Origin of the sequence: Clostridioides sp. ZZV14-6009 (assembly GCF_020658095.1) — a bacterium.
Taxonomy (GTDB): Bacteria; Bacillota; Clostridia; order Peptostreptococcales; family Peptostreptococcaceae; genus Clostridioides.
Window position 1 is genome coordinate 99,929 of the sequence record NZ_JAGWDG010000008.1, and the last position, 18,327, is coordinate 118,255.

The 18,327-nt window shown below is 26.4% G+C and carries 22 protein-coding genes; 1 reads left to right on the forward strand and 21 read right to left on the reverse strand.

Annotated elements, in window-relative coordinates; all coding sequences use genetic code 11:
• Window positions 1–181: 181 nt before the first annotated feature.
• Complete coding sequence (locus KGF36_RS11985; protein WP_227828955.1) at window positions 182–667, forward strand: hypothetical protein; 486 nt, start codon at window positions 182–184, stop codon at window positions 665–667.
• A gap of 75 nt (window positions 668–742) precedes the next feature.
• Here the strand turns inward: KGF36_RS11985 and KGF36_RS11990 are convergent, their stop codons facing one another.
• The 21 genes from KGF36_RS11990 to KGF36_RS12090 all read right to left on the reverse strand — a co-directional run bounded on the left by KGF36_RS11990 (window position 743) and on the right by KGF36_RS12090 (window position 18,316).
• Window positions 743–889, reverse strand: a complete 147-nt coding sequence (locus tag KGF36_RS11990) for a hypothetical protein (protein ID WP_155522588.1) — start codon at window positions 887–889, stop codon at window positions 743–745.
• A gap of 195 nt (window positions 890–1,084) precedes the next feature.
• Window positions 1,085–2,896 carry a hypothetical protein gene (locus KGF36_RS11995; RefSeq protein ID WP_227828954.1) on the reverse strand — a complete coding sequence of 604 codons (1,812 nt, stop codon included), beginning with the start codon at window positions 2,894–2,896 and terminating at the stop codon, window positions 1,085–1,087.
• A 26-nt stretch (window positions 2,897–2,922) separates the two neighbouring features.
• Window positions 2,923–4,035 (reverse strand): tyrosine-type recombinase/integrase, encoded by a 1,113-nt coding sequence (locus tag KGF36_RS12000; RefSeq protein ID WP_227854761.1) that lies wholly within the window; start codon window positions 4,033–4,035, stop codon window positions 2,923–2,925.
• Window positions 4,036–4,322: 287 nt separating this feature from the next.
• Window positions 4,323–5,072 (reverse strand): NERD domain-containing protein, encoded by a 750-nt coding sequence (locus tag KGF36_RS12005; protein ID WP_227854762.1) that lies wholly within the window; start codon window positions 5,070–5,072, stop codon window positions 4,323–4,325.
• Window positions 5,073–5,204: 132 nt separating this feature from the next.
• Window positions 5,205–6,620, reverse strand: a complete 1,416-nt coding sequence (locus KGF36_RS20355; RefSeq protein WP_285892265.1) for a cell wall-binding repeat-containing protein — start codon at window positions 6,618–6,620, stop codon at window positions 5,205–5,207.
• Between the two features lie 94 nt (window positions 6,621–6,714).
• Complete coding sequence (locus tag KGF36_RS12015) at window positions 6,715–7,371, reverse strand: hypothetical protein (protein ID WP_227854763.1); 657 nt, start codon at window positions 7,369–7,371, stop codon at window positions 6,715–6,717.
• A 9-nt stretch (window positions 7,372–7,380) separates the two neighbouring features.
• Window positions 7,381–7,890: a deoxyuridine 5'-triphosphate nucleotidohydrolase gene (locus KGF36_RS12020; RefSeq protein WP_227828950.1), complete on the reverse strand. Its 510-nt coding sequence runs from the start codon at window positions 7,888–7,890 to the stop codon at window positions 7,381–7,383.
• A 212-nt stretch (window positions 7,891–8,102) separates the two neighbouring features.
• Complete coding sequence (locus tag KGF36_RS12025) at window positions 8,103–9,326, reverse strand: hypothetical protein (RefSeq protein ID WP_227828949.1); 1,224 nt, start codon at window positions 9,324–9,326, stop codon at window positions 8,103–8,105.
• Window positions 9,327–9,821, reverse strand: a complete 495-nt coding sequence (locus KGF36_RS12030) for a crossover junction endodeoxyribonuclease RuvC (protein WP_227828948.1) — start codon at window positions 9,819–9,821, stop codon at window positions 9,327–9,329.
• Entirely contained in the window at window positions 9,812–10,393 is a 582-nt protein-coding gene (locus KGF36_RS12035; protein ID WP_227828947.1) for a guanylate kinase, read from the reverse strand. The genes KGF36_RS12030 and KGF36_RS12035 overlap by 10 nt, the downstream gene beginning before the upstream one ends.
• Window positions 10,386–10,706 carry a hypothetical protein gene (locus tag KGF36_RS12040; RefSeq protein ID WP_227828946.1) on the reverse strand — a complete coding sequence of 107 codons (321 nt, stop codon included), beginning with the start codon at window positions 10,704–10,706 and terminating at the stop codon, window positions 10,386–10,388. The genes KGF36_RS12035 and KGF36_RS12040 overlap by 8 nt, the downstream gene beginning before the upstream one ends.
• Before the next feature lie 34 nt (window positions 10,707–10,740).
• Entirely contained in the window at window positions 10,741–11,583 is an 843-nt protein-coding gene (locus KGF36_RS12045) for a PD-(D/E)XK nuclease family protein (protein WP_227854764.1), read from the reverse strand.
• Window positions 11,583–11,849 (reverse strand): hypothetical protein, encoded by a 267-nt coding sequence (locus KGF36_RS12050; protein ID WP_227828944.1) that lies wholly within the window; start codon window positions 11,847–11,849, stop codon window positions 11,583–11,585. The genes KGF36_RS12045 and KGF36_RS12050 overlap by 1 nt, the downstream gene beginning before the upstream one ends.
• The gene (locus tag KGF36_RS12055; RefSeq protein WP_227828943.1) at window positions 11,833–12,087 is read right to left on the reverse strand and encodes a hypothetical protein; all 255 of its coding nucleotides are present in this window, start codon (window positions 12,085–12,087) and stop codon (window positions 11,833–11,835) included. Before KGF36_RS12055 ends, KGF36_RS12050 begins: the two co-directional genes overlap by 17 nt.
• Window positions 12,088–12,101: 14 nt before the next feature.
• A complete protein-coding gene (locus tag KGF36_RS12060; protein WP_227850809.1) occupies window positions 12,102–12,872 on the reverse strand; it encodes a Rha family transcriptional regulator in 771 nt (256 codons plus the stop codon).
• Window positions 12,869–13,933, reverse strand: coding sequence for a CHC2 zinc finger domain-containing protein (locus tag KGF36_RS12065; protein ID WP_227825698.1), 1,065 nt, complete (start codon window positions 13,931–13,933; stop codon window positions 12,869–12,871). Before KGF36_RS12065 ends, KGF36_RS12060 begins: the two co-directional genes overlap by 4 nt.
• A 9-nt stretch (window positions 13,934–13,942) precedes the next feature.
• Complete coding sequence (locus KGF36_RS12070) at window positions 13,943–15,517, reverse strand: DnaB-like helicase C-terminal domain-containing protein (protein ID WP_227828941.1); 1,575 nt, start codon at window positions 15,515–15,517, stop codon at window positions 13,943–13,945.
• Complete coding sequence (locus KGF36_RS12075; RefSeq protein WP_227828940.1) at window positions 15,517–16,050, reverse strand: hypothetical protein; 534 nt, start codon at window positions 16,048–16,050, stop codon at window positions 15,517–15,519. The genes KGF36_RS12070 and KGF36_RS12075 overlap by 1 nt, the downstream gene beginning before the upstream one ends.
• 61 nt (window positions 16,051–16,111) lie before the next feature.
• Window positions 16,112–16,669 carry an ERF family protein gene (locus KGF36_RS12080; protein WP_227828939.1) on the reverse strand — a complete coding sequence of 186 codons (558 nt, stop codon included), beginning with the start codon at window positions 16,667–16,669 and terminating at the stop codon, window positions 16,112–16,114.
• A gap of 39 nt (window positions 16,670–16,708) precedes the next feature.
• A complete protein-coding gene (locus tag KGF36_RS12085) occupies window positions 16,709–17,602 on the reverse strand; it encodes a hypothetical protein (protein ID WP_227850810.1) in 894 nt (297 codons plus the stop codon).
• A 45-nt stretch (window positions 17,603–17,647) separates the two neighbouring features.
• A complete protein-coding gene (locus KGF36_RS12090; RefSeq protein ID WP_227828937.1) occupies window positions 17,648–18,316 on the reverse strand; it encodes a hypothetical protein in 669 nt (222 codons plus the stop codon).
• Window positions 18,317–18,327 lie beyond the last annotated feature (11 nt).

The window sequence follows — 18,327 nt, forward strand, 5'->3', positions numbered from 1 at the left end:
TATATGCTATTCTAAGCTTTATACTTATATATTCATATATATAATTAAGAAATATTCATAAATAATTAACTTTTCTTTATGAATGCTTAAGAATTATTAATGAATGATTTCTTGCACATTCTATACTATCAGAGTAGAATTGAGATAGGTACCTAATTAAAATACTTTGGAGGTTTGATATATGAACAAAAAATGCAAAAAAATCATAGCTACTTCTCTAATTGGTACAACTCTATTTACTACATTATTACCATCGGTTTCTTTTGCTGATAGTAACTCTCATCAAACAGGAATAGAATCATACATATTAGACGAACAAAAACTAAAAGATATTGATGAAATTGCGGCTTATTTTGGTTTTACTGAACAAGAGAAAGCAGATTATATCAATGCTATTAAAGAAGTAAAATTAGAAGCAGAATCTACACCTACTACAAGAGGAAAGTTAAGTTGGGCTGTAAAAATATTAAGAATTGCTTGGACTAAAATTCCTACAAAAGTTAAAGTTGCTATAGGAGGATATGCAGCTTATGGTAGAATACTTAGTGTTTTAAATACATTCACTGGTACAGTTGAAGATGGATTATATAAAGGTTGTAAAAGTCTTGGAATGAGTAATGATGTTGCATGGTGGGTTACTAAAGCATTACTAGCATTTGTCTTATAAAATATAAATTAGGAGCTGATAATACTTGATTACAAGCATCGTTTTGTATATTATATGTATAATGAACATTATATGTTATACAAATAAAAAAGGAACTACTTTTTTAGCTGCTAATATAGTCATGTTGCTTTCAAATGTAGTCTTATCAATTTTAAACATAAATAAGATGCAGAATAATATTATATCTGGTATTGTATTATTAGGATTTCTTCTTTCTATCATATTATTTATAGCATCATATTTTGCAAATAAAAAATCTTAGTATAAAGATTAAGATAGTAGATATTGGCTAGGATTATAACTTATTTTTTATAAAGTTATAATCCTAATATCTTCTGAAATCCGACGCTCTATATGCCATTCTAAGGCTTTGTAAACCCCCCCCCTTTTATGTTTATACCTTCAATTGTTAAAATATTAAACTTTCATCAAATTATATATTGGATATGATTTAAATTCTTCTAAAATATCCTCCTTCAAATTCTTCATATTATCTTCAGCTTCTTCAAACTTTTCAAGTAATATATTTACAGCACACTGAATTGTAATATCTTCTGGATTTTTATTTTTTATGTTCACCAATTCAATGATTTCATCAATATTTAAATCTCTAAGTCTTTTCATTATTTGAAGTTTATTAATTTTATTTATGTCGAATGGTTCTGTATCTCCTATCCAGTCTAATAATTCTAATGCTTTAGTTAAGCATTTTTCATTGTGTGTTTTATCATAATATCTAATTAATTCTAAAATATAGAATATCACACAATTCATATATTCTATTGTCTTTTCATAGTTTTTAATATCAATGTTAGCCTTGTCCATGTCAAAATTAACACACTCCATATCTTCGCTTCTTAATAAAACATATGGACTATATTTCATATTTATTTTTTTTTGTTCAATAAAAATTTTACATTCATTATCAAAAACATTAAAGAAGTTTACATTATCTCCTGATGTTAACTTATATAATAGTATTTTTTTATTACCTATATCTATCTTCACAAATATTAAATAATTATCTCCATTTAGTTTAAGATTTTTTTTCTTTTTGACAAATATATTTATAAGTTCTTCCAAAGTATCATAGTCTTCATTAGGTATTACTTCTAATAGAAAATCTTCTTGTTTTAATTTAAGAATTTCAAATAATTTTTTTAGATTAGTAAATAAGGAAATCCTTTTAGTTATTTGTTTCTCTTTTAAATCAAAATTATGTATTTTTGCTTTAATAGAAGTTCCACCTATTTTCATGGTTACATTCTTAGATTTTATTATATCTAGTAACATTTTAAGAGCTTCTAAGTAACTATCTATTGTTCCTGTAGGGTCACTTAATTCAAACTTTTCATCCTTCAAATAAAGATAAAGTACTTCATTTATAATTATTTTATAGCCATTTTTATTAAAAATTAAGGTATATTTATTATTAGAATAAATTTTATTATTAATGATTATATCAACTATATCTGTACTATTTAATTCTTCAAATTTTAGATTATCTATACATGGTACTACGATATCTGTATTGCTATTTTTTAATGTTTCTACTTGATAAGCATAAGGTCTTCTATCAAATAAATCATATTCATTGTTTATATGTCCAATGTCAATCGAAATTTTTTTTGCTTTCTTATTTAATCTTATTTGTTTATCTACCAAATTTTTAGTTTGTTTATTTATATTTCTATAAAACGAATCAACTATCTTTTCAAAAGTATTTTCCCCATGTAATAGTTCATACAATTCAACACTTTTAGTTAATTGATTATTGGAATTTTTCTTTTTCTTTCTTTTTATATTTTCTCTATCTATTTCATTTAGCATATCCTTTAAATCTAAAGGTAATAAATTTCTATAATATACTTTTATTTTATATACATCTATAATCTCAACAACAAATAATATGACTCCTTCATTATTATAATAATTTCTTAAATCACTAACATCCATTGAAAATTTTATTTTTTTGCCACTAAATTTCTTTACCTGAATTGCTTTAAGTTGTATATTTATTTTTTTTAATAAATTTTCTTTTTTATTATTAGGAAGTACATCTTCATCAAGTTCAATTTTTTTGTATAAAAATAGTACTCCATCCCATGATGGGGTTTTGTCATTAGATTCAATCTCTGCTTCAATATTACCTGATATTACACAAAGTTTTTTAATTTCTGAAATTGATAAATCTTCTTTTGCTTTATTTGTAAGTAATCTACTACTCAAAAAATCACCTCCTTTATAGTATATTATTAATTAACTTTAAATAAATTTTCAGATATTCTATCAGAGGCTTCTTTATCCATCTCTTTAAGTACATGAGAATATACATTAAGAGTAGTATTAATATTTGAATGTCCTACCCTTTCAGATATAACTTTTATAGGTACTTTAGAATTTATAAGTAAAGTAACATGTGAATGTCTTAAGTCATGAAATCTAATATGAGGTAAATCATTATTCTCTAAGAATTTTCTAAATTTCTTACTCATTACATCTTCAGCAATTGGATTTCCTTTTCTATCGAAGAACAATAAATTGTATTCATTTCTAATAATACTTCTTAATAATTTTTTATTCTGTTCCAACCTATAACCTTTCAATAAATTCATAAGCTCTACTGGTGCAAATATTTTTCTAATTGAACTCTCTGTCTTAGGCTCTTTAAGTGTAACAGAGCCATCTAATCTGCTTGTTATCTTACTTATAGTTATTGTATTCTCATCAAAATCAATATTATCCCAAGTTAATCCTAGAACTTCTGAAAGTCTCAAGCCTAGACCTGTAGCCAGACTGATAGGTAATTCCATGTTCGTATTCTTGGCCAATTCTAATAATTTTAGCATCTGTTCTTTATCATAAATTTCATTCTTAAATTTTTTAACTCTTGGACTTTCTATACCATCTATAATATTTTCTTTTATTAACTTAATTCTATATGCTCTCTTTATAGCAAGTCTCAATACATTTATATGTACTTTAATAGTTTGAGGATTTAAGTTACCAGCTAAATCATCTATATAATTTTGTATATGAATATTTCTCAACTCTTGAAGACGATATTTTCCAATAGAAGGATTAATATGATTCTTACAAATAGCAATATAGCTTTTATATGTAGATGCCGAAATATTATCTTTATATTTTTCAAGGAAGTCTAATAGGAATCCAGCTAGAGTGATTTCATTTGGAACAAGAAAACTATCTTTATATATACTGTCTTTGACTTCAGCCAATCTTTTATTAGCATCTCTCTTTTTATCAAAAGCTCCCATATTCTTTTGTTTTCTTTTTCCTGATTCATCATCTCTAAATTCTAAGTACACTACATAGTTTTTATTTCTTTTTCTTATAAAAGCGTTCATAGTTACCCTCCTATCAAAATTCATATATTTATTATAACATATAGAGGAAGCAAAAAATAGTCATTTTGGCTGACTTTCAACTGACTTTTTTAATTTTTTTATTTATATAATTATTGAAATTACTTAATTATAAAGAAATAAGACATAGAATACATAATTCTATGCCTTATACTAGCGTTTTATTATTTTTTTATATTTTCTATTTTAAGCAATCAAATTTCTAAATAGGATTAATTATAAGCATTAATTTTTACAAAGCCTTAAAATCGAATTTAAGAGGTCATTTTTTATTTTCTAGTGTATTTACATTTTGGATACTGACTACATCCCCAAAATTCACCATACTGACCTTTTCTTTTAATCAAATGTCCAATTTGACATCTAGGGCATTTATTCTCTTCAGTAATATTTCTTAAATTTCTAACATGCTCTCTAGTATTTTGATTAGTAGTTTTCATACAATCAAAAATTTTATCTCTGATAATTTTTATTTCCTCTTTATCAATAGTTATAGTCTTATATTCACTTATTGTACTTAATATTTCATTTTCATTTCTGACTATAACATTATTGCCATTTATAGTTACATTTTTTAAAGTAGCTTTGTCTGAAAAAACAATTATTGAATATATATTATATTTATCTCCTATTACATTTTCTATTGCTTTAATATGAGCATAGTTTTGCCTTACTGGATTATAGAATGTATTTTTAGTTTTTCCTACAATTTGAGTCCATACTTTATCTTTATCATTTCCATAAATATAGCCACTAAAATTTTTGCATTCTATAACAAATATTCCATATATAGAAATTACAATACTATCAATTTGTGTAGTTTTATTTGAGCCTGGTATAATGATATCTTTAATTATTATGTAATCTTTATTTAATTTACTAAGTATAAAATCTAATCTCAGTTCACCAAAGCCACCTTTTACTTGTACTTTAGTATCTTTTACAATAGTATTGACTTCTTTTGCAGTTCTACTAAGTTCTTCTGACATAAATACTTTTTCAAATATCTCCTTAAACATCCTCACCATCTACCTTTCAACATATACTTTAATTATAACAGCTATATATGTCTTAAGTGATTAAACCTTACTATAATAAATTTATTATTTAAAATAAAATCAACTACCTATTAAAGTAGTTGATTAATTGCTTTATTCAGTATATGTATATTTTGATATTTCTCCTGTATAAATATTGACTAAATATGGTGTATATCCACCTGCATTATGCTCTATACCATTCATATCTACATATGTATTAAATGGGCGAACATATATATACATATCATCTTCCATATTTTGAGCTTCTATATGATTTGGTAAAAATCCATGTTCTTTCATAAATAAGTCTCTAACTAAATCCTCAGCATTTTTGAATGAAACCACTTTTTCCATACGTAAATCTTCATATAAAAGTTTATAATCTGATATGTCATTTTTATTTATACATAGACGCTCAGAATACTCCTGTCCAGCAGACACATAACTAAAAACATAATAATAATTACTTCCATTTTTATAATTATCATCAACTAAGTATACTCCATCATATGGTATATTGTTTATATCCCCTACTTCATAACAATTATACCAATCTTTAGCTAATTCTTTAGCTTCTTCAAGTCTAGTTTTTTTAATTACTCCAGTATTAGAATCTCCTATCCCATTAGTGACATTCAAACATTCTTCTAGTAACTCCTCTGTTATGTCTCCAACTGTTGTAATTTTAGTGGCATTTTTTAATATTGACTTATTACTATTATTATCAACTAAAACAACTGGACTCTTTAAAGAAGATGCTAAAAGTGCATTAGTTAAGTTTCTAGAACCAGCTATATAAAATTCTTTTATCCCATTATAAAATTGATTTATTATTTTTTTATTTGTATCAAATCTGTCAGAGCCTCCCAATCTTGTTGAGTTTGTATTTTTAACTAATGTATCATTCATTGTAGTTGTGCCTCCAATTGCATATGATTTTACTTCATTAGTTGAAAATGGCACACTTTTTCCATCTGTTAATATTATTGCTGCTTTATCTCTTGCTGCTACAGAAGCTATACTTATTGCATCTGGCTCTCCTTTATATGCATTTGTTAACATAACAGTATTAATTTTTTGTTTAGAATTTATTTCTTTTGCAACATTATAACTAGTTTTTATTCTATCGTTCCCATCAATTCTCTTTACATTGAATCCTTTTGACATTAATGTATTCTCTACAGATTTACTTATTGATTTTATCCCACCTATCAAATAGACTGTTTTCACTTTGCTTAATCTCTTCATTGTCTCATTTGGTATGCTACTATTTTCAGATAAAAGCATTGGTGCATTTAATGTTCCTGATAATCCACTAGCACTTAACCCATCTGCTATGGAATCACTTAAATTAACTAGTATCGCAGTATCATAACTTTGCTTATCTGCTATAAGTCCTGCTGTTTCGTATATTGTAGATACTTCAATCTCATCTACTGAATTAAGTGCATAAGATTGTTTTGGAAAACTAACTATTAACATTGTTATAACTAACCCTAGTGATAATAATTTTTTTGGTAATTTCATTGTGTATCCCCCTCATTTGTTTAAATTAACCTTTACCTAAATAGTAATACATAAATACAAAAAAGTCATCTAAATTAATAGATGACTCAATCATTTAAGCTACTTTTTCAATATATCTTTCATTAACAATATACGTTTTAAACTTATGAACAACCATAATATCTTGCATATTCCCTAATGTCATTACAACTCTAACACATTTATTTCTAATTTCTTCTGGTAACTCTATACTATTTGTTAAATTAACATAATCATCATATTTATACATATTAGCACCTCCAAAATTAGTATTGAGGATATTATATCTCTTTATTTGATTTTCATCAACAACAAATTTCTCTCCAGTTTCAATATTTTCTAAGCAATATAATTTTTCATAAGTATCATAATAATAATTAATTTTTTCTATTAATCTACATGTCTTTTTGTTCAATTCAGTACATATCTTTTCTAATATATCACAAGAGTTATATAAATTACCTACCTCTTCTCCAAATACACATTTATGACAAGTTTTGTCATAACATTTAAATATAATGTCATCCACTTCTTTTAGAACTTCAATTTGCTTATCAAAGTCAACACTTGAATAAGATAGTTTAAGAGATTTTTTTGTTTCTTCTAACAACTCACATAACGTTTTTTCTATTTGACCTATAATTATATTTTTATTTAATATACAATTATTACACCTTAGATTACAATTTCTAGTAGATTTTAATACATCTATTACATCTTTAACAGTATACATACGCCCCTCCTATCTTACCCCTGTACTTCCAAATCCATTATTTCCTCTCTCAGAGCTAGTTAATTCATTTACGACTTTCAATATAGCTCTTGGAACTTGTTGAAATACTCCTTGTGCAAGTTTAGTATGCTCAGGAATAACAATCTCAAAATCCTCTTCATTATATGTAATTATTTTGATTTCACCTCTATACCCAGAATCTATTGTACCCAGTCTTACAGTTGGATATACTTTACCATCCTTGCTTTCATGCCACATAATAATTTGTTCTGTTGCTTTATTTTCAACAAAAAACAGTTTTTTAACACCGTTTAAACTTATACCACTTCTAGGTCTAACTTGCATTTCATATCCATATGGTATTTCTAACGCTATACCTGTAGGAATTGCTACTGCTGACCTAGCTGGAATCACTGTATCTTCCAATGTATATAAATCTATTCCGCTATCACCTTCTTTTGCATAAGATGGTACTATTGCATTTGGACTTAATTTTTTTATTTTAACATTTATACTCATTAATTTAATCTCCCTTTTTATAAAATCTCATTTAGGACATAAGCATATCTTAGTGTAATACAGCACTCTTCCACGCCTTTATCTCCAAATGTGTTGATTTCGCTATAATATATCTCAATATTAGCACTTTTATATAATCTTTTTTAAGGCCTCATTTTTAAAACCCTATATTTATAGGCTAAAAAGAGCAAAATTTTTGATTTTAGCACTTTTTATTTTTCAAAAGTGCTTAACCAATTTTTCATCAAATTCCTCATTCTTGATGAAGGTATATAAATATCTATACTTTTATTTTCTCTTATTCTACTTCTCCATATCCATTGAATCATTTCAGCCAAAGCCCATGAATCTTCATCGATACTTATTTTCCTATCTATAAAAAACCCTTTTTCAATAGGATTCATATATAAATTTATACAATAGGCTAACACAGATTTATTTCTATATTCATTTGTAGCTCTTGCATTAAAAGCTATAAACCCTTTTGTATATCTTTTACCTTTACATTTATGTAAATAATCTTTATATACTGTCCAAGCATTTTCAGATGCTTTAGATTTACATACATTTGTAAAATAATTATAAATATTTTTCTTTAATACGTCTAAAGCATCTGTTTTATTTATTACTTGTTTTTCAAACCATGTGCTTGATAAAGGATGATAATTTTTGCCTTCTTGGCCAATCATATTTAGCTTTTCATTATTACAAATATTAATTAATTTTTTATATGGATCTTTATTAGCATCTTTATATTCTATTAATTCATATCTATTATCTATATTTTTTACTGATTTATAATTGTAACTTATGTTATTCATATCATAATAGTATCGCTGCATCTGACCTTTGAATAAATATGTCATTATGTATATTTCTTGAAATTCCTTAAATATAGTTACTGGAAAATGCCACATAGCAAGACTATTTCTAACAAAGTAAACATCTCCATTTACTATTGCATTTTTTAATTCTATAAACTCTCCATTGTAATTCTTATCACTAGAGTTCCAATACATTTTCTTTGTACTATCATCAACCGTTATAACTCCATCATTAAAGAGCATCCTAAAATCAGTTTTATCAATTGAAATACGTTCAATTATATTCATTACTTCATCCAAAATCAGAGTATAGTTCTTATCTTTAAGTAGCTTAAGAGTCTCTTCATTAATATTTCTGAATAAAGCATGAGTAGAAACTATATTACATCCTCTTGAGAGAAGATTATTAAAATGAGTTAATTTACTTCCTTTTCCTTTTTTTGATTCTGGTTGATAAAACTTCCTCATATAACAACCTTTTATAACCCTTTTTACTTCATCTAAATAAGGTGTTATGTAAATATATCTTTTATCTAAACTTTCATTCATTGTTTGTATTGCCCAACTTGTTTTACCTGTACCACACATACTATCAACTATAGTTACACTCATTTACTTAGCATCACCAACTTTATTTAAATAAGCTATCCCAAGTGCTATAGCATCATATATGTCACTTGTTTTAGCCTTACAAGTCCTATCAATGTACTCTCCAATATCAATAATATTTTCTCTTACATAAACAGCTACTTCTTCTTTTTTAGCCTTACCACTATTCATAAGATATTTTCTAATAGAAACTGGATACATATATTCAATCTCTATGTTATTTAATTTAACAGTTCTCATTATTGCTCCTAAGAGTTTTCTTAAACTAAGAATTGTTTTAGAGTTGCGTGAAGTGAATTGGTCTTCAACTAAGACTATTTTAATGTTATGACTTGTAATTATCTCTTGAATTGTATTACAGATATGGCACATTCGCTCATCTTCAGACTTGAATTTATCTTTTTTAGTTACTATTTTTCCATATTCTAATACTTCTTTATTACTATTTATAACTGCCCATCCAGTACTGGACATAGATACATCTAAGGCTAAGACCATTGAATCCCCTCTTTCATATGTATTTTAACTTGCTCTACTGCATTAGTGATACTTAAATTATTTGCTATTACAATGTAGTTTTCACTATTTAAAAACTCTTTAAATTTAATCTTATCATCAGCTAATCTTCTTTCAATTTCTTTAGGATTATCACCTCTATCTATTAATCTTTTCCTTATAGTATCTTCATCTGCATTTATAAAAAATGGTACTAATCTAATTTTTGTTCCTATAAAATATTTTTCTAATGCCTTATACCCACTTGCATCCACTATAGACAAAGCATATCTTTTATTCTCTAATTCAGATTTATGTATGCCATACAACCAAGTGCTTCCATCATGGACTATATATTTTCTCATTTCTATAAAGTTATTTTTTTCTTTCTTAAAGAATTTATTATCTACAAAATGGTATGTTTTATTAATGATTTCTAGGTAATTACGGGGAGGTCTTGTTGTATGAGATGTTAGAATTGGTATATTAAATTGCTTTGAGATTTCACTCACTATACTATCTTTACCTGAACCTGAATATCCTAAAAATACAAATATGTTTTTTAATTTATCCATCTATATTCACCTTAAGTTCAAATATATTAGGATTATCAATAATCACTTGATGAAGTCCTTTGCTTAATACATCTACTAAATATTCCTCATCTTCACTCTCTATACATCTATCTCTAAATATACAATGGAATAACTCATGTAAAAATGTAGCTTCTTTTACTCTTTCTGATTGCAAATTATTAGATAACTTTATTGTTTCAGTTCCATAGTCTGCTAATCCATAGCACAACTGATTATTTACTAAAATAGGTTCTTCTGTTTCCTCTATTTTATAAAACAATCCTCCAACTTTTACTTCTTTTGGTATATTCATTAAAACACTCTCCAATCTTATTAAAATTCACATTTTATTGTGATTTAGTATTTCTGAACCCCTTATTTTCCTTAGGTTTACAACTCTTCTCATAATGAGAGCATAGAGTTTTACAAAAGAACTGATTACTTTTGTCATCATTCTTGCACCAATCACTCTTATCGTTGAAATCTAGCTGTTTTATTTGATTAACTGTATCAACAACAAAGTTAATTAACTGTTGTTCCAGCTCTTTAGTATATCTAATTTTAACTATAGCTCTTTCATAATTATTTATATTTTCAATCTTATTTCTTTCAATTAAAGTTCCTTTTTTATTTTTCATATACTTACACATATCGAATGCTACATATTCAATTATTTTATCTGGATATTTTTTTTTAAGATATATTGCGTATAAGATAAGCTGCATAGCTTTTTTAGATAAGTCTTTCTTAGAAAACTTGCTACTTGATTTGTAATCTATGACATAGATTTTATTATTTATTATGTAATATAAATCTATATAACCCCTTATTGTAACACCTTGAATATCAAACTCAAAATATTCTTCTATGTAGTATTTATCACACTCAATTGGAGTGAAGTTCTCTAGGTAATGCATAATACATTCTAAATAATTAATTCTTGAATTTGGTGTAGGAAAGTCGTAATCCATTAGATTTGCATATTCTATAACTTCATTATACTTTTGAATAGCTTCTTGATTTGTTATTTTTCTTTGTTGTAATTGTTCTAGTAAACTATGTAATTCATTACCATAATAACCATAGCAATTTTGTTCTCGATTTAAATTTTTAATATATGTAAGATAGTACTGAAATGGACATATGTGAAATGCATTTAATTTACTAAAGCTATATAATTCTTTTTCCATTAATCCACCTCATTTTCTATTTCCTTCACAGTATCATTCAATCTCTCTATAAGTTTTTCTATCATATCAAATCCAGCTAACATCATAGAGAAGAATATTCCTATAGAAGTTATAATGTCTAATATATATTCAGTTATGCAAGAGGGGCTAGAATAAAAGCCTATATCTGTATTCCTTCCAAAATATAAACTGTACCCTAAGTTAAAAATCAAGAAAAATATCATTAAATACAATGCTCTATACTTACTATTAATTATCTTTTTCATTTTCATCACTCACCTTTTTTATATCTATTAAATCCCATGCATAGATTGTTTTTTCTGCTGCACTATATTTTTCACTCATATCTAGTTGAATAAATTGCTCATCTACATTTTTTAATCTTCCCTTGCAAAATTGTTCTTTTATATCTTCCATAGTTTTATATTTTACATTTATAATGTCTCCTGTATGTAATACGTCTCCATTTTGTAATAACACTTCTTGTCTGACTTCTTGTATCATATATCCACCTCCTATTATGCTAACGCAAGTAATTTACCTCTTAATTTATTTTCTAACCATTTCATTCCTTTACCAGTTATCCTAGGAGTTATAACTAATTTGTTTCCAGTTTCATTTAATTCTACCAATAAATAATCTCTATCTATATATGTTTGATAAAGCTCATTATTTGATTGAAGTATTTTTAAATTTCTTAGATTTTCCATTAATTTATTTCTACCATATGGAAGTTTCAACAATTTAGAAGCTTGTGATATGCTATAGACTTTTCTTCCATCTGTCCTAATCCTATTTGCAAATTGAACATCTGTTTTTTGTTCTTCTATTGTTTCTATAAGAGGTGCAGTTACAACTTCTTCAAAAGTTTTTATTGCTATTGCTTGCTCTATATCCGACTTAGAATTAACTATATCTAATATTCCTTTATCTCTTGCTGATAGCTCTAACTTTTGTCCTTTTATAATTCTTTCCATTTCTTCAAATCGTTCCATGTATTTAGCAGTAAACAATACCCCTTTTTCTCCAGTTGTTTTATGTGCAAGGAATTCACAACCTTTTTTAGATACTAAATATTCTTTATAAAATTTTCCCCTATTCTCATATTCACCCTCCAACCAATATATTTCATTCGGAATTTTTTCCGAATCAAAAACTATATTTATTTTTTCTATCTTTCTTATTAAATCTCTATGCCCATCTTTAGATGTCATTCCCATCATCTTAGCAACTTCTAAGCTACTTATTCTAACTATTTCATCTACTACCTGTCTTGCAACCTCACTCATTTAACCACTCCTTCAAATTGTATTATATTTATTCTATTTTTTAATAATTGTTCAAACACTTTCTTCCCTTTGTCACTAGGACTATCTTTGTACTCTAACAAATTATCTTTATCCCAAATTACACTTATGTTTACTATTTCTCTAATATCTTGAACTAGCTTACATATTTTATTTTTCCATGCAACATATTCTTCATCAGCTTTAACTTTAAATTGTCTATCAAAAGCTATAATTAACTCTTCAATACCTAAATCTATCAATATTTTCTTTTGCTCTCTACTAAAATTGCTTCCACATATAGCTACAGAAGGATTATTTTTATACATAGTAGCCATTTGTAAGACTGATTTTTCACCTTCAAATACTATTACTTTTTTGCATTTCTTTATGGCTTGTTTATTGATATTTAATCCATATAAATTAAGACTAAGTCTATGATTATAACACCTATTGTCATACCATAATGGAATATATTTGCCAAAACTTTTAGCTTTATCTTCATCTAAGTTTCTCACTCTAATACCAACAGGTCTATCTTTGTCATGCCAACAGAAATGTGGAATCACTATTTGATTTTCATATGGATTATAATGTACTTGATATGTTTTAAGAGCTTTAAAAGAGATGTTTTCCTTTTCCCACTCTTTAATTGGAACTTGCTGAAAAGTTTTATATACATATGGCTTTTTAGGGGTAGGAAGTAATTCTATTTGTATATCTTTAATATCATCTTGTTTTAATTTTTTCTTTATTCTAAATCCTTTTCTTAGCATTGGTTGATTTGAAATACCAAAGAAATCTTTTATTTCATTAACAGCATCTTTAAATTCATATTTATTTATATGTATTAATAAATCTATTAAACTCCCTATGTGACCACAAGAACTATAGCAATGAAATGTTTTGCTTTCTGTATAATAAAATAATTTATATGAATCTCCATTATGACATAAACAAGTATTAAATATTAACTGTCTATCATTGCTTTTAGGAGACAAGTCCGAACCTAAATAGTCCATAAAATTTATCACCTGTTGATTAGTTAAATCCTTTATTTCCATAGTCATCACCTAGTATGACAATTGTCCTCTATAGACTTTTTCACACCTTCCTATTTCTTCAAATCTACCAGTCTTACCATAAAATCTTAGTAGAATCACATCTCCATCTTGACCTCTTCTTGACTTATTTAAAAATAATAATCTGTATTCTTTTTGTAAATCTTTTATATCAAACTGGATATACTCTCTTTCAGTAGTCTTTTTTAGCTTATTATATTTTAGCCTATATGGTTTTAAAAAGAATTTTTTATTGGTTGAATCTAACTCTAAATCATTAACCACTTTTCTCATAAGCATCAATAGACCACAAACATTTTTAACAGCTTTAGCTTCTGCTAAATCCGAAGCTGATAGATAGGAACTTTTATTTTCTTGAGCTGTTACTAATTGCATAGACAATAGTGTTATTACATTATATTTATTTCCAAAATTGTCTAGTAGCTTAGAGTTCTCAATTAATCGTCCTGTATAATTTGTATCTGAGGAATTTTCTGACTTGAATGTATCAACTGCTATTACAGTAAATCCCTCATGTGCTACAAGTTCTTTACTTTTTCTTAGTATCTCAGATATTTCAAACTCTTCCATATATATAAATTTTAAACTTTCTTCAAAACCTCTATTTTTTAAAAAGGCTTCTATCTTTTCCATAAGTTCTTCTTCAAAGTCTGTAAAATCTCCATTGTCAATTTTATTTCTATCTAAATCATGATAATTAAATATGTTATATGCTATAAATGATACTAACATACTTTTAAAATATTGAGACTTTTGTTCATTAGCAAATATAACTGCTTTTTCACCTTGATATATCATAGCTAATATATAATTAAAGAACAATAATGTAGTTTTTCCTATTCCTGAAAATCCAGATATTATATTTATTCCTCCACCCTTACCAAGTCCATTAGTTCTATTTGATAATACTGGTAGACCATATATATATTTAGATTCTTCACTATCACTTAATTCTGTTTCTTTTTCATTATATTCAAAAATGATATTATAAGGTGTTCCTGCTTCAGTTTTTTGTTTTAATTTTTCTCTATCTTCTTTGGTAAGTAAAAGATTTTCTACCTTCATATTATTCTTTATAGAATTTACACTACATGAAGATATTAACCCTTCATAAAACTCTTCAACTTCTCTACAACTTATAGATTGGAATAACTCAAATGGAATAAATTTCTCTCCTTTATGTTCCATTTCTTTTATTATATTAAAACCTCTTTCATCTAAGGCGATTAATAGATTATTCTTAGCTAAATCATCAATATATGCTGATATATTGGATTCTTTTCCATATTCCATAGCAGATGATAAACTATTCCAACCACCATATTTTTCATATTCAGATTTGAGTTTATTTGAAGATACAAATTTAGCTACACTCGCTTCATCAAGTTCACTATGAGTTTTAGACATTGTTCTTCCTAAGGAGAAAAAGAATTTTACTTTATCTATTATAAAATCACTTTCACTAATTTTATATTCACTAAAAAGAGTTAATGATTTTAGCATTGTCCCTAAAACTAAAGTCTCTATAATACCTCTGTCACTTGTTATTTTCTCATAAGCACTCATTAATCCACCTCTTTAATTTTTTCAAATAGACTTTTTCTTTTATTAGTAAGTACCTTTTTCGGAACAATTACTTCATAATATTTTTCACTTTCTTTGTACATCTTTTCATTTTCTTTTTCATCTTTTACTTTTCTATTTCTATTTGTTATATCTCTAATACTCCCTTTTAACATAGTAAATACATAGCATAATTTAGGATACTCTTCTTCTATATCTTTTCTGTAGTTAAGTAATTCTATAATTTCATCTTTTTTCTCAAGTACACAGTCATATAATTCTTCTCTTGTATAACCACTTTTTATTATCTCTTGTAACATCTTATTTTTTTGATTACTTATAACTTTATATCCCATAATATAATCTATACCAAGTTGACATTGTTTCCAGAAATATATGTCCTGCTGCTCTTTTCTATATTCATGTTCATTACAATAATATATATTTCGTTTTTTTCCTCCAGATGTAATATGTTCTACTTTATAAGCATCTTTTGTATTTAATTTTTTCTTACAAACCTTACACTTACAATTCAAATTTTCCCCTCCTTATGCTATGTATTTATTGCTACCCCATTAAGAGGTAGCATTTTTTTACTTACACTCTACTTTTCTTAACAGTTGAATTTTCTTCCTCTGATTTGCCTTTTGATTTGTTTGTTAAAGAGTTGCCATCATCATCTTCTTCGAATGATAATGCTAATACTGATTGAACTGCATATCTTCTTAAGTAAGTTTCTAATGCTCCTCTAGCTTGTATATCATTAGTCTTGGCTGGTTTAAATGGTGCAGAATTTGACTCTATGTATTCACCTGATGAATGTTTAAGTTTGGTTTTTATATATACTTTATCATTACCTGCATCTTCTGCTGATTGCATTAGTATTAAATCATGTTTTGCTAATAATGGATTTACTGCTTTAAGAATTGTATCCAGATTTGCGTATTTAGACCTAAAAAATGGATTGGTATTGTCTTTTGGGATTGATTCTATATCTAAATGAAAGGCTATTAATGCTTTTGTTATCTCAATTTGGCTATTACTTTCTTTTAACCCTTCAATTCTATCTGAATATAAATTTGACATATATTTCTTTATTTCCTCATTTACTACTTTCTTGAAATCATCATTAATTATTCCTTCTTTAACTTCCATTCACATCTCTCCTTTTTAATAGATTATTTAATTTATAATTTAAAATGGTACATCATCATCACTTATCTCAACAGTCTTACCATTTTTATCAATATCTCTTTGTTTCTCCCTTTCATCTTTTTCTTTTATTTTTTCTCTCATTGCCTCTATATTTTTATCTGTGAAAGGACAATTTTTATCACTTAATATTTCATCTCCATCTTTTAGTGGTTCGTCTCCTCCTTCTATTTCTAAAAATGTAAAAGCACTTTTTTTAATTCTTGAACCAAACCCTGCTGATTTACTAGTAACCATAGATTTTATTGTACCTTCAAGAAGACCAACATCTCCTATTTTATATAAACTTTTAAATCCTTCTATCATATCTTCATTATGTATTCTAAATGTCACATTACAACCTTGCTTACCATATTTATTAATTAGACCCTTAATCTCTAAATACTTACCTAAGCCATCTTCTTTTTCTTCTATATTTTCAATTAATGTATATGCTCTCCAGACTTGACTTGCTTTTATTGATTTTACTACTTCCCCCTTGTCATCAATTGGATTACCTTTGTCATCATATTTTTCTCTATTGCAAAAAGTTCCTGATATTTGGAATCTCTCTTTCTTTTCACCATCTTTATAATATAAGTTATTATCTAATGAACAAACACATCTAACTATATCTCCTTTTCCATCTTCTGCTCTAGTTTTTATTTCATTTGCTATTGTCTCTATTCCTAAAAACATTTGATTTGGTGAGCCATCTGACTTAAACATTGATGTAAAGTAATCTACATTTACAGATTCATTTGGTGCTGTCTCAACCTTCAATGTAAATCTTATTGCTTCTTGACTAGCTCCTTGATTCATTCTAGCTATATTTAATATGTCTAAAACTTCTCCTGATACAAATACTTGATTATAATTTATTCTTTTTTCTGCCATACCCACTTCTCCTTTATATTTAAAATTTAATTGCTAACAAAACTATTACATCATTAATTCTTTATATTTTGGTAGTGTTTTAAAAAAGTCACACAGAATTCTCCATTCCTCCATTTTATGATTTTCTCTTTGATTTATCATAGATTTTATTTGTAGATAATTTAATGTAACTCTTGCAGTTAACATCAATCCTGATGGGCAATTTGATATTATAATTTTCCAAAGAGTTTCTTTTGTGGCTTCAACTTTTTCTCCATTTCTAAGAGTGACTTCATCAGATGCGGTTAATTTTAATTCCTGAAAATTATTATAATCGTAAATCAATTCATTCAGGAAATTTATTGTATTTTTATCAACATACTTATTACACATACCATCAATATTAAATTTAGTTAATCTATGCATTTTGCTTTGACTAGATACATAATCATTATGATGATATCTGTCCCATTGTCTCCACATATATTCTGACCATTGTAAATCCATTTGAATGATAATTCCTTTAGAAAAGCAATCATGACCTGAACCTTGTTTTGATTTGCCTAATTGACTTGAGCGTTTTAAATCTTTTTCTGAAATATTTACTTTTTTCATATCTTTAATCTGATCTTGTTGCATCGGATAACCACTTGCAATTATACTTTCTTTAATTCCATAAACATACACATTTGAAACATCAATAATTCCTGGCATTTTTATTCCACTTACATTCAATTTATCAACTC

Excerpts from the sequence above, each read along its gene's own strand:
- KGF36_RS11985 (WP_227828955.1), top strand. The coding sequence starts at position 182 with ATGAACAAAAAATGCAAAAAAATCATAGCTACTTCTCTAATTGGTACA.
- KGF36_RS11990 (WP_155522588.1), bottom strand. The coding sequence starts at position 889 with ATGATAGAAAGAAGAAATCCTAATAATACAATACCAGATATAATATTA.
- KGF36_RS12000 (WP_227854761.1), bottom strand. The coding sequence starts at position 4,035 with ATGAACGCTTTTATAAGAAAAAGAAATAAAAACTATGTAGTGTACTTA.
- KGF36_RS12005 (WP_227854762.1), bottom strand. The coding sequence starts at position 5,072 with ATGTTTAAGGAGATATTTGAAAAAGTATTTATGTCAGAAGAACTTAGT.
- KGF36_RS20355 (WP_285892265.1), bottom strand. The coding sequence starts at position 6,620 with ATGAAATTACCAAAAAAATTATTATCACTAGGGTTAGTTATAACAATG.
- KGF36_RS12015 (WP_227854763.1), bottom strand. The coding sequence starts at position 7,371 with ATGTATACTGTTAAAGATGTAATAGATGTATTAAAATCTACTAGAAAT.
- KGF36_RS12020 (WP_227828950.1), bottom strand. The coding sequence starts at position 7,890 with ATGAGTATAAATGTTAAAATAAAAAAATTAAGTCCAAATGCAATAGTA.
- KGF36_RS12025 (WP_227828949.1), bottom strand. The coding sequence starts at position 9,326 with ATGAGTGTAACTATAGTTGATAGTATGTGTGGTACAGGTAAAACAAGT.
- KGF36_RS12030 (WP_227828948.1), bottom strand. The coding sequence starts at position 9,821 with ATGGTCTTAGCCTTAGATGTATCTATGTCCAGTACTGGATGGGCAGTT.
- KGF36_RS12035 (WP_227828947.1), bottom strand. The coding sequence starts at position 10,393 with ATGGATAAATTAAAAAACATATTTGTATTTTTAGGATATTCAGGTTCA.
- KGF36_RS12040 (WP_227828946.1), bottom strand. The coding sequence starts at position 10,706 with ATGAATATACCAAAAGAAGTAAAAGTTGGAGGATTGTTTTATAAAATA.
- KGF36_RS12045 (WP_227854764.1), bottom strand. The coding sequence starts at position 11,583 with ATGGAAAAAGAATTATATAGCTTTAGTAAATTAAATGCATTTCACATA.
- KGF36_RS12050 (WP_227828944.1), bottom strand. The coding sequence starts at position 11,849 with ATGAAAAAGATAATTAATAGTAAGTATAGAGCATTGTATTTAATGATA.
- KGF36_RS12055 (WP_227828943.1), bottom strand. The coding sequence starts at position 12,087 with ATGATACAAGAAGTCAGACAAGAAGTGTTATTACAAAATGGAGACGTA.
- KGF36_RS12060 (WP_227850809.1), bottom strand. The coding sequence starts at position 12,872 with ATGAGTGAGGTTGCAAGACAGGTAGTAGATGAAATAGTTAGAATAAGT.
- KGF36_RS12065 (WP_227825698.1), bottom strand. The coding sequence starts at position 13,933 with ATGGAAATAAAGGATTTAACTAATCAACAGGTGATAAATTTTATGGAC.
- KGF36_RS12070 (WP_227828941.1), bottom strand. The coding sequence starts at position 15,517 with ATGAGTGCTTATGAGAAAATAACAAGTGACAGAGGTATTATAGAGACT.
- KGF36_RS12080 (WP_227828939.1), bottom strand. The coding sequence starts at position 16,669 with ATGGAAGTTAAAGAAGGAATAATTAATGATGATTTCAAGAAAGTAGTA.
- KGF36_RS12085 (WP_227850810.1), bottom strand. The coding sequence starts at position 17,602 with ATGGCAGAAAAAAGAATAAATTATAATCAAGTATTTGTATCAGGAGAA.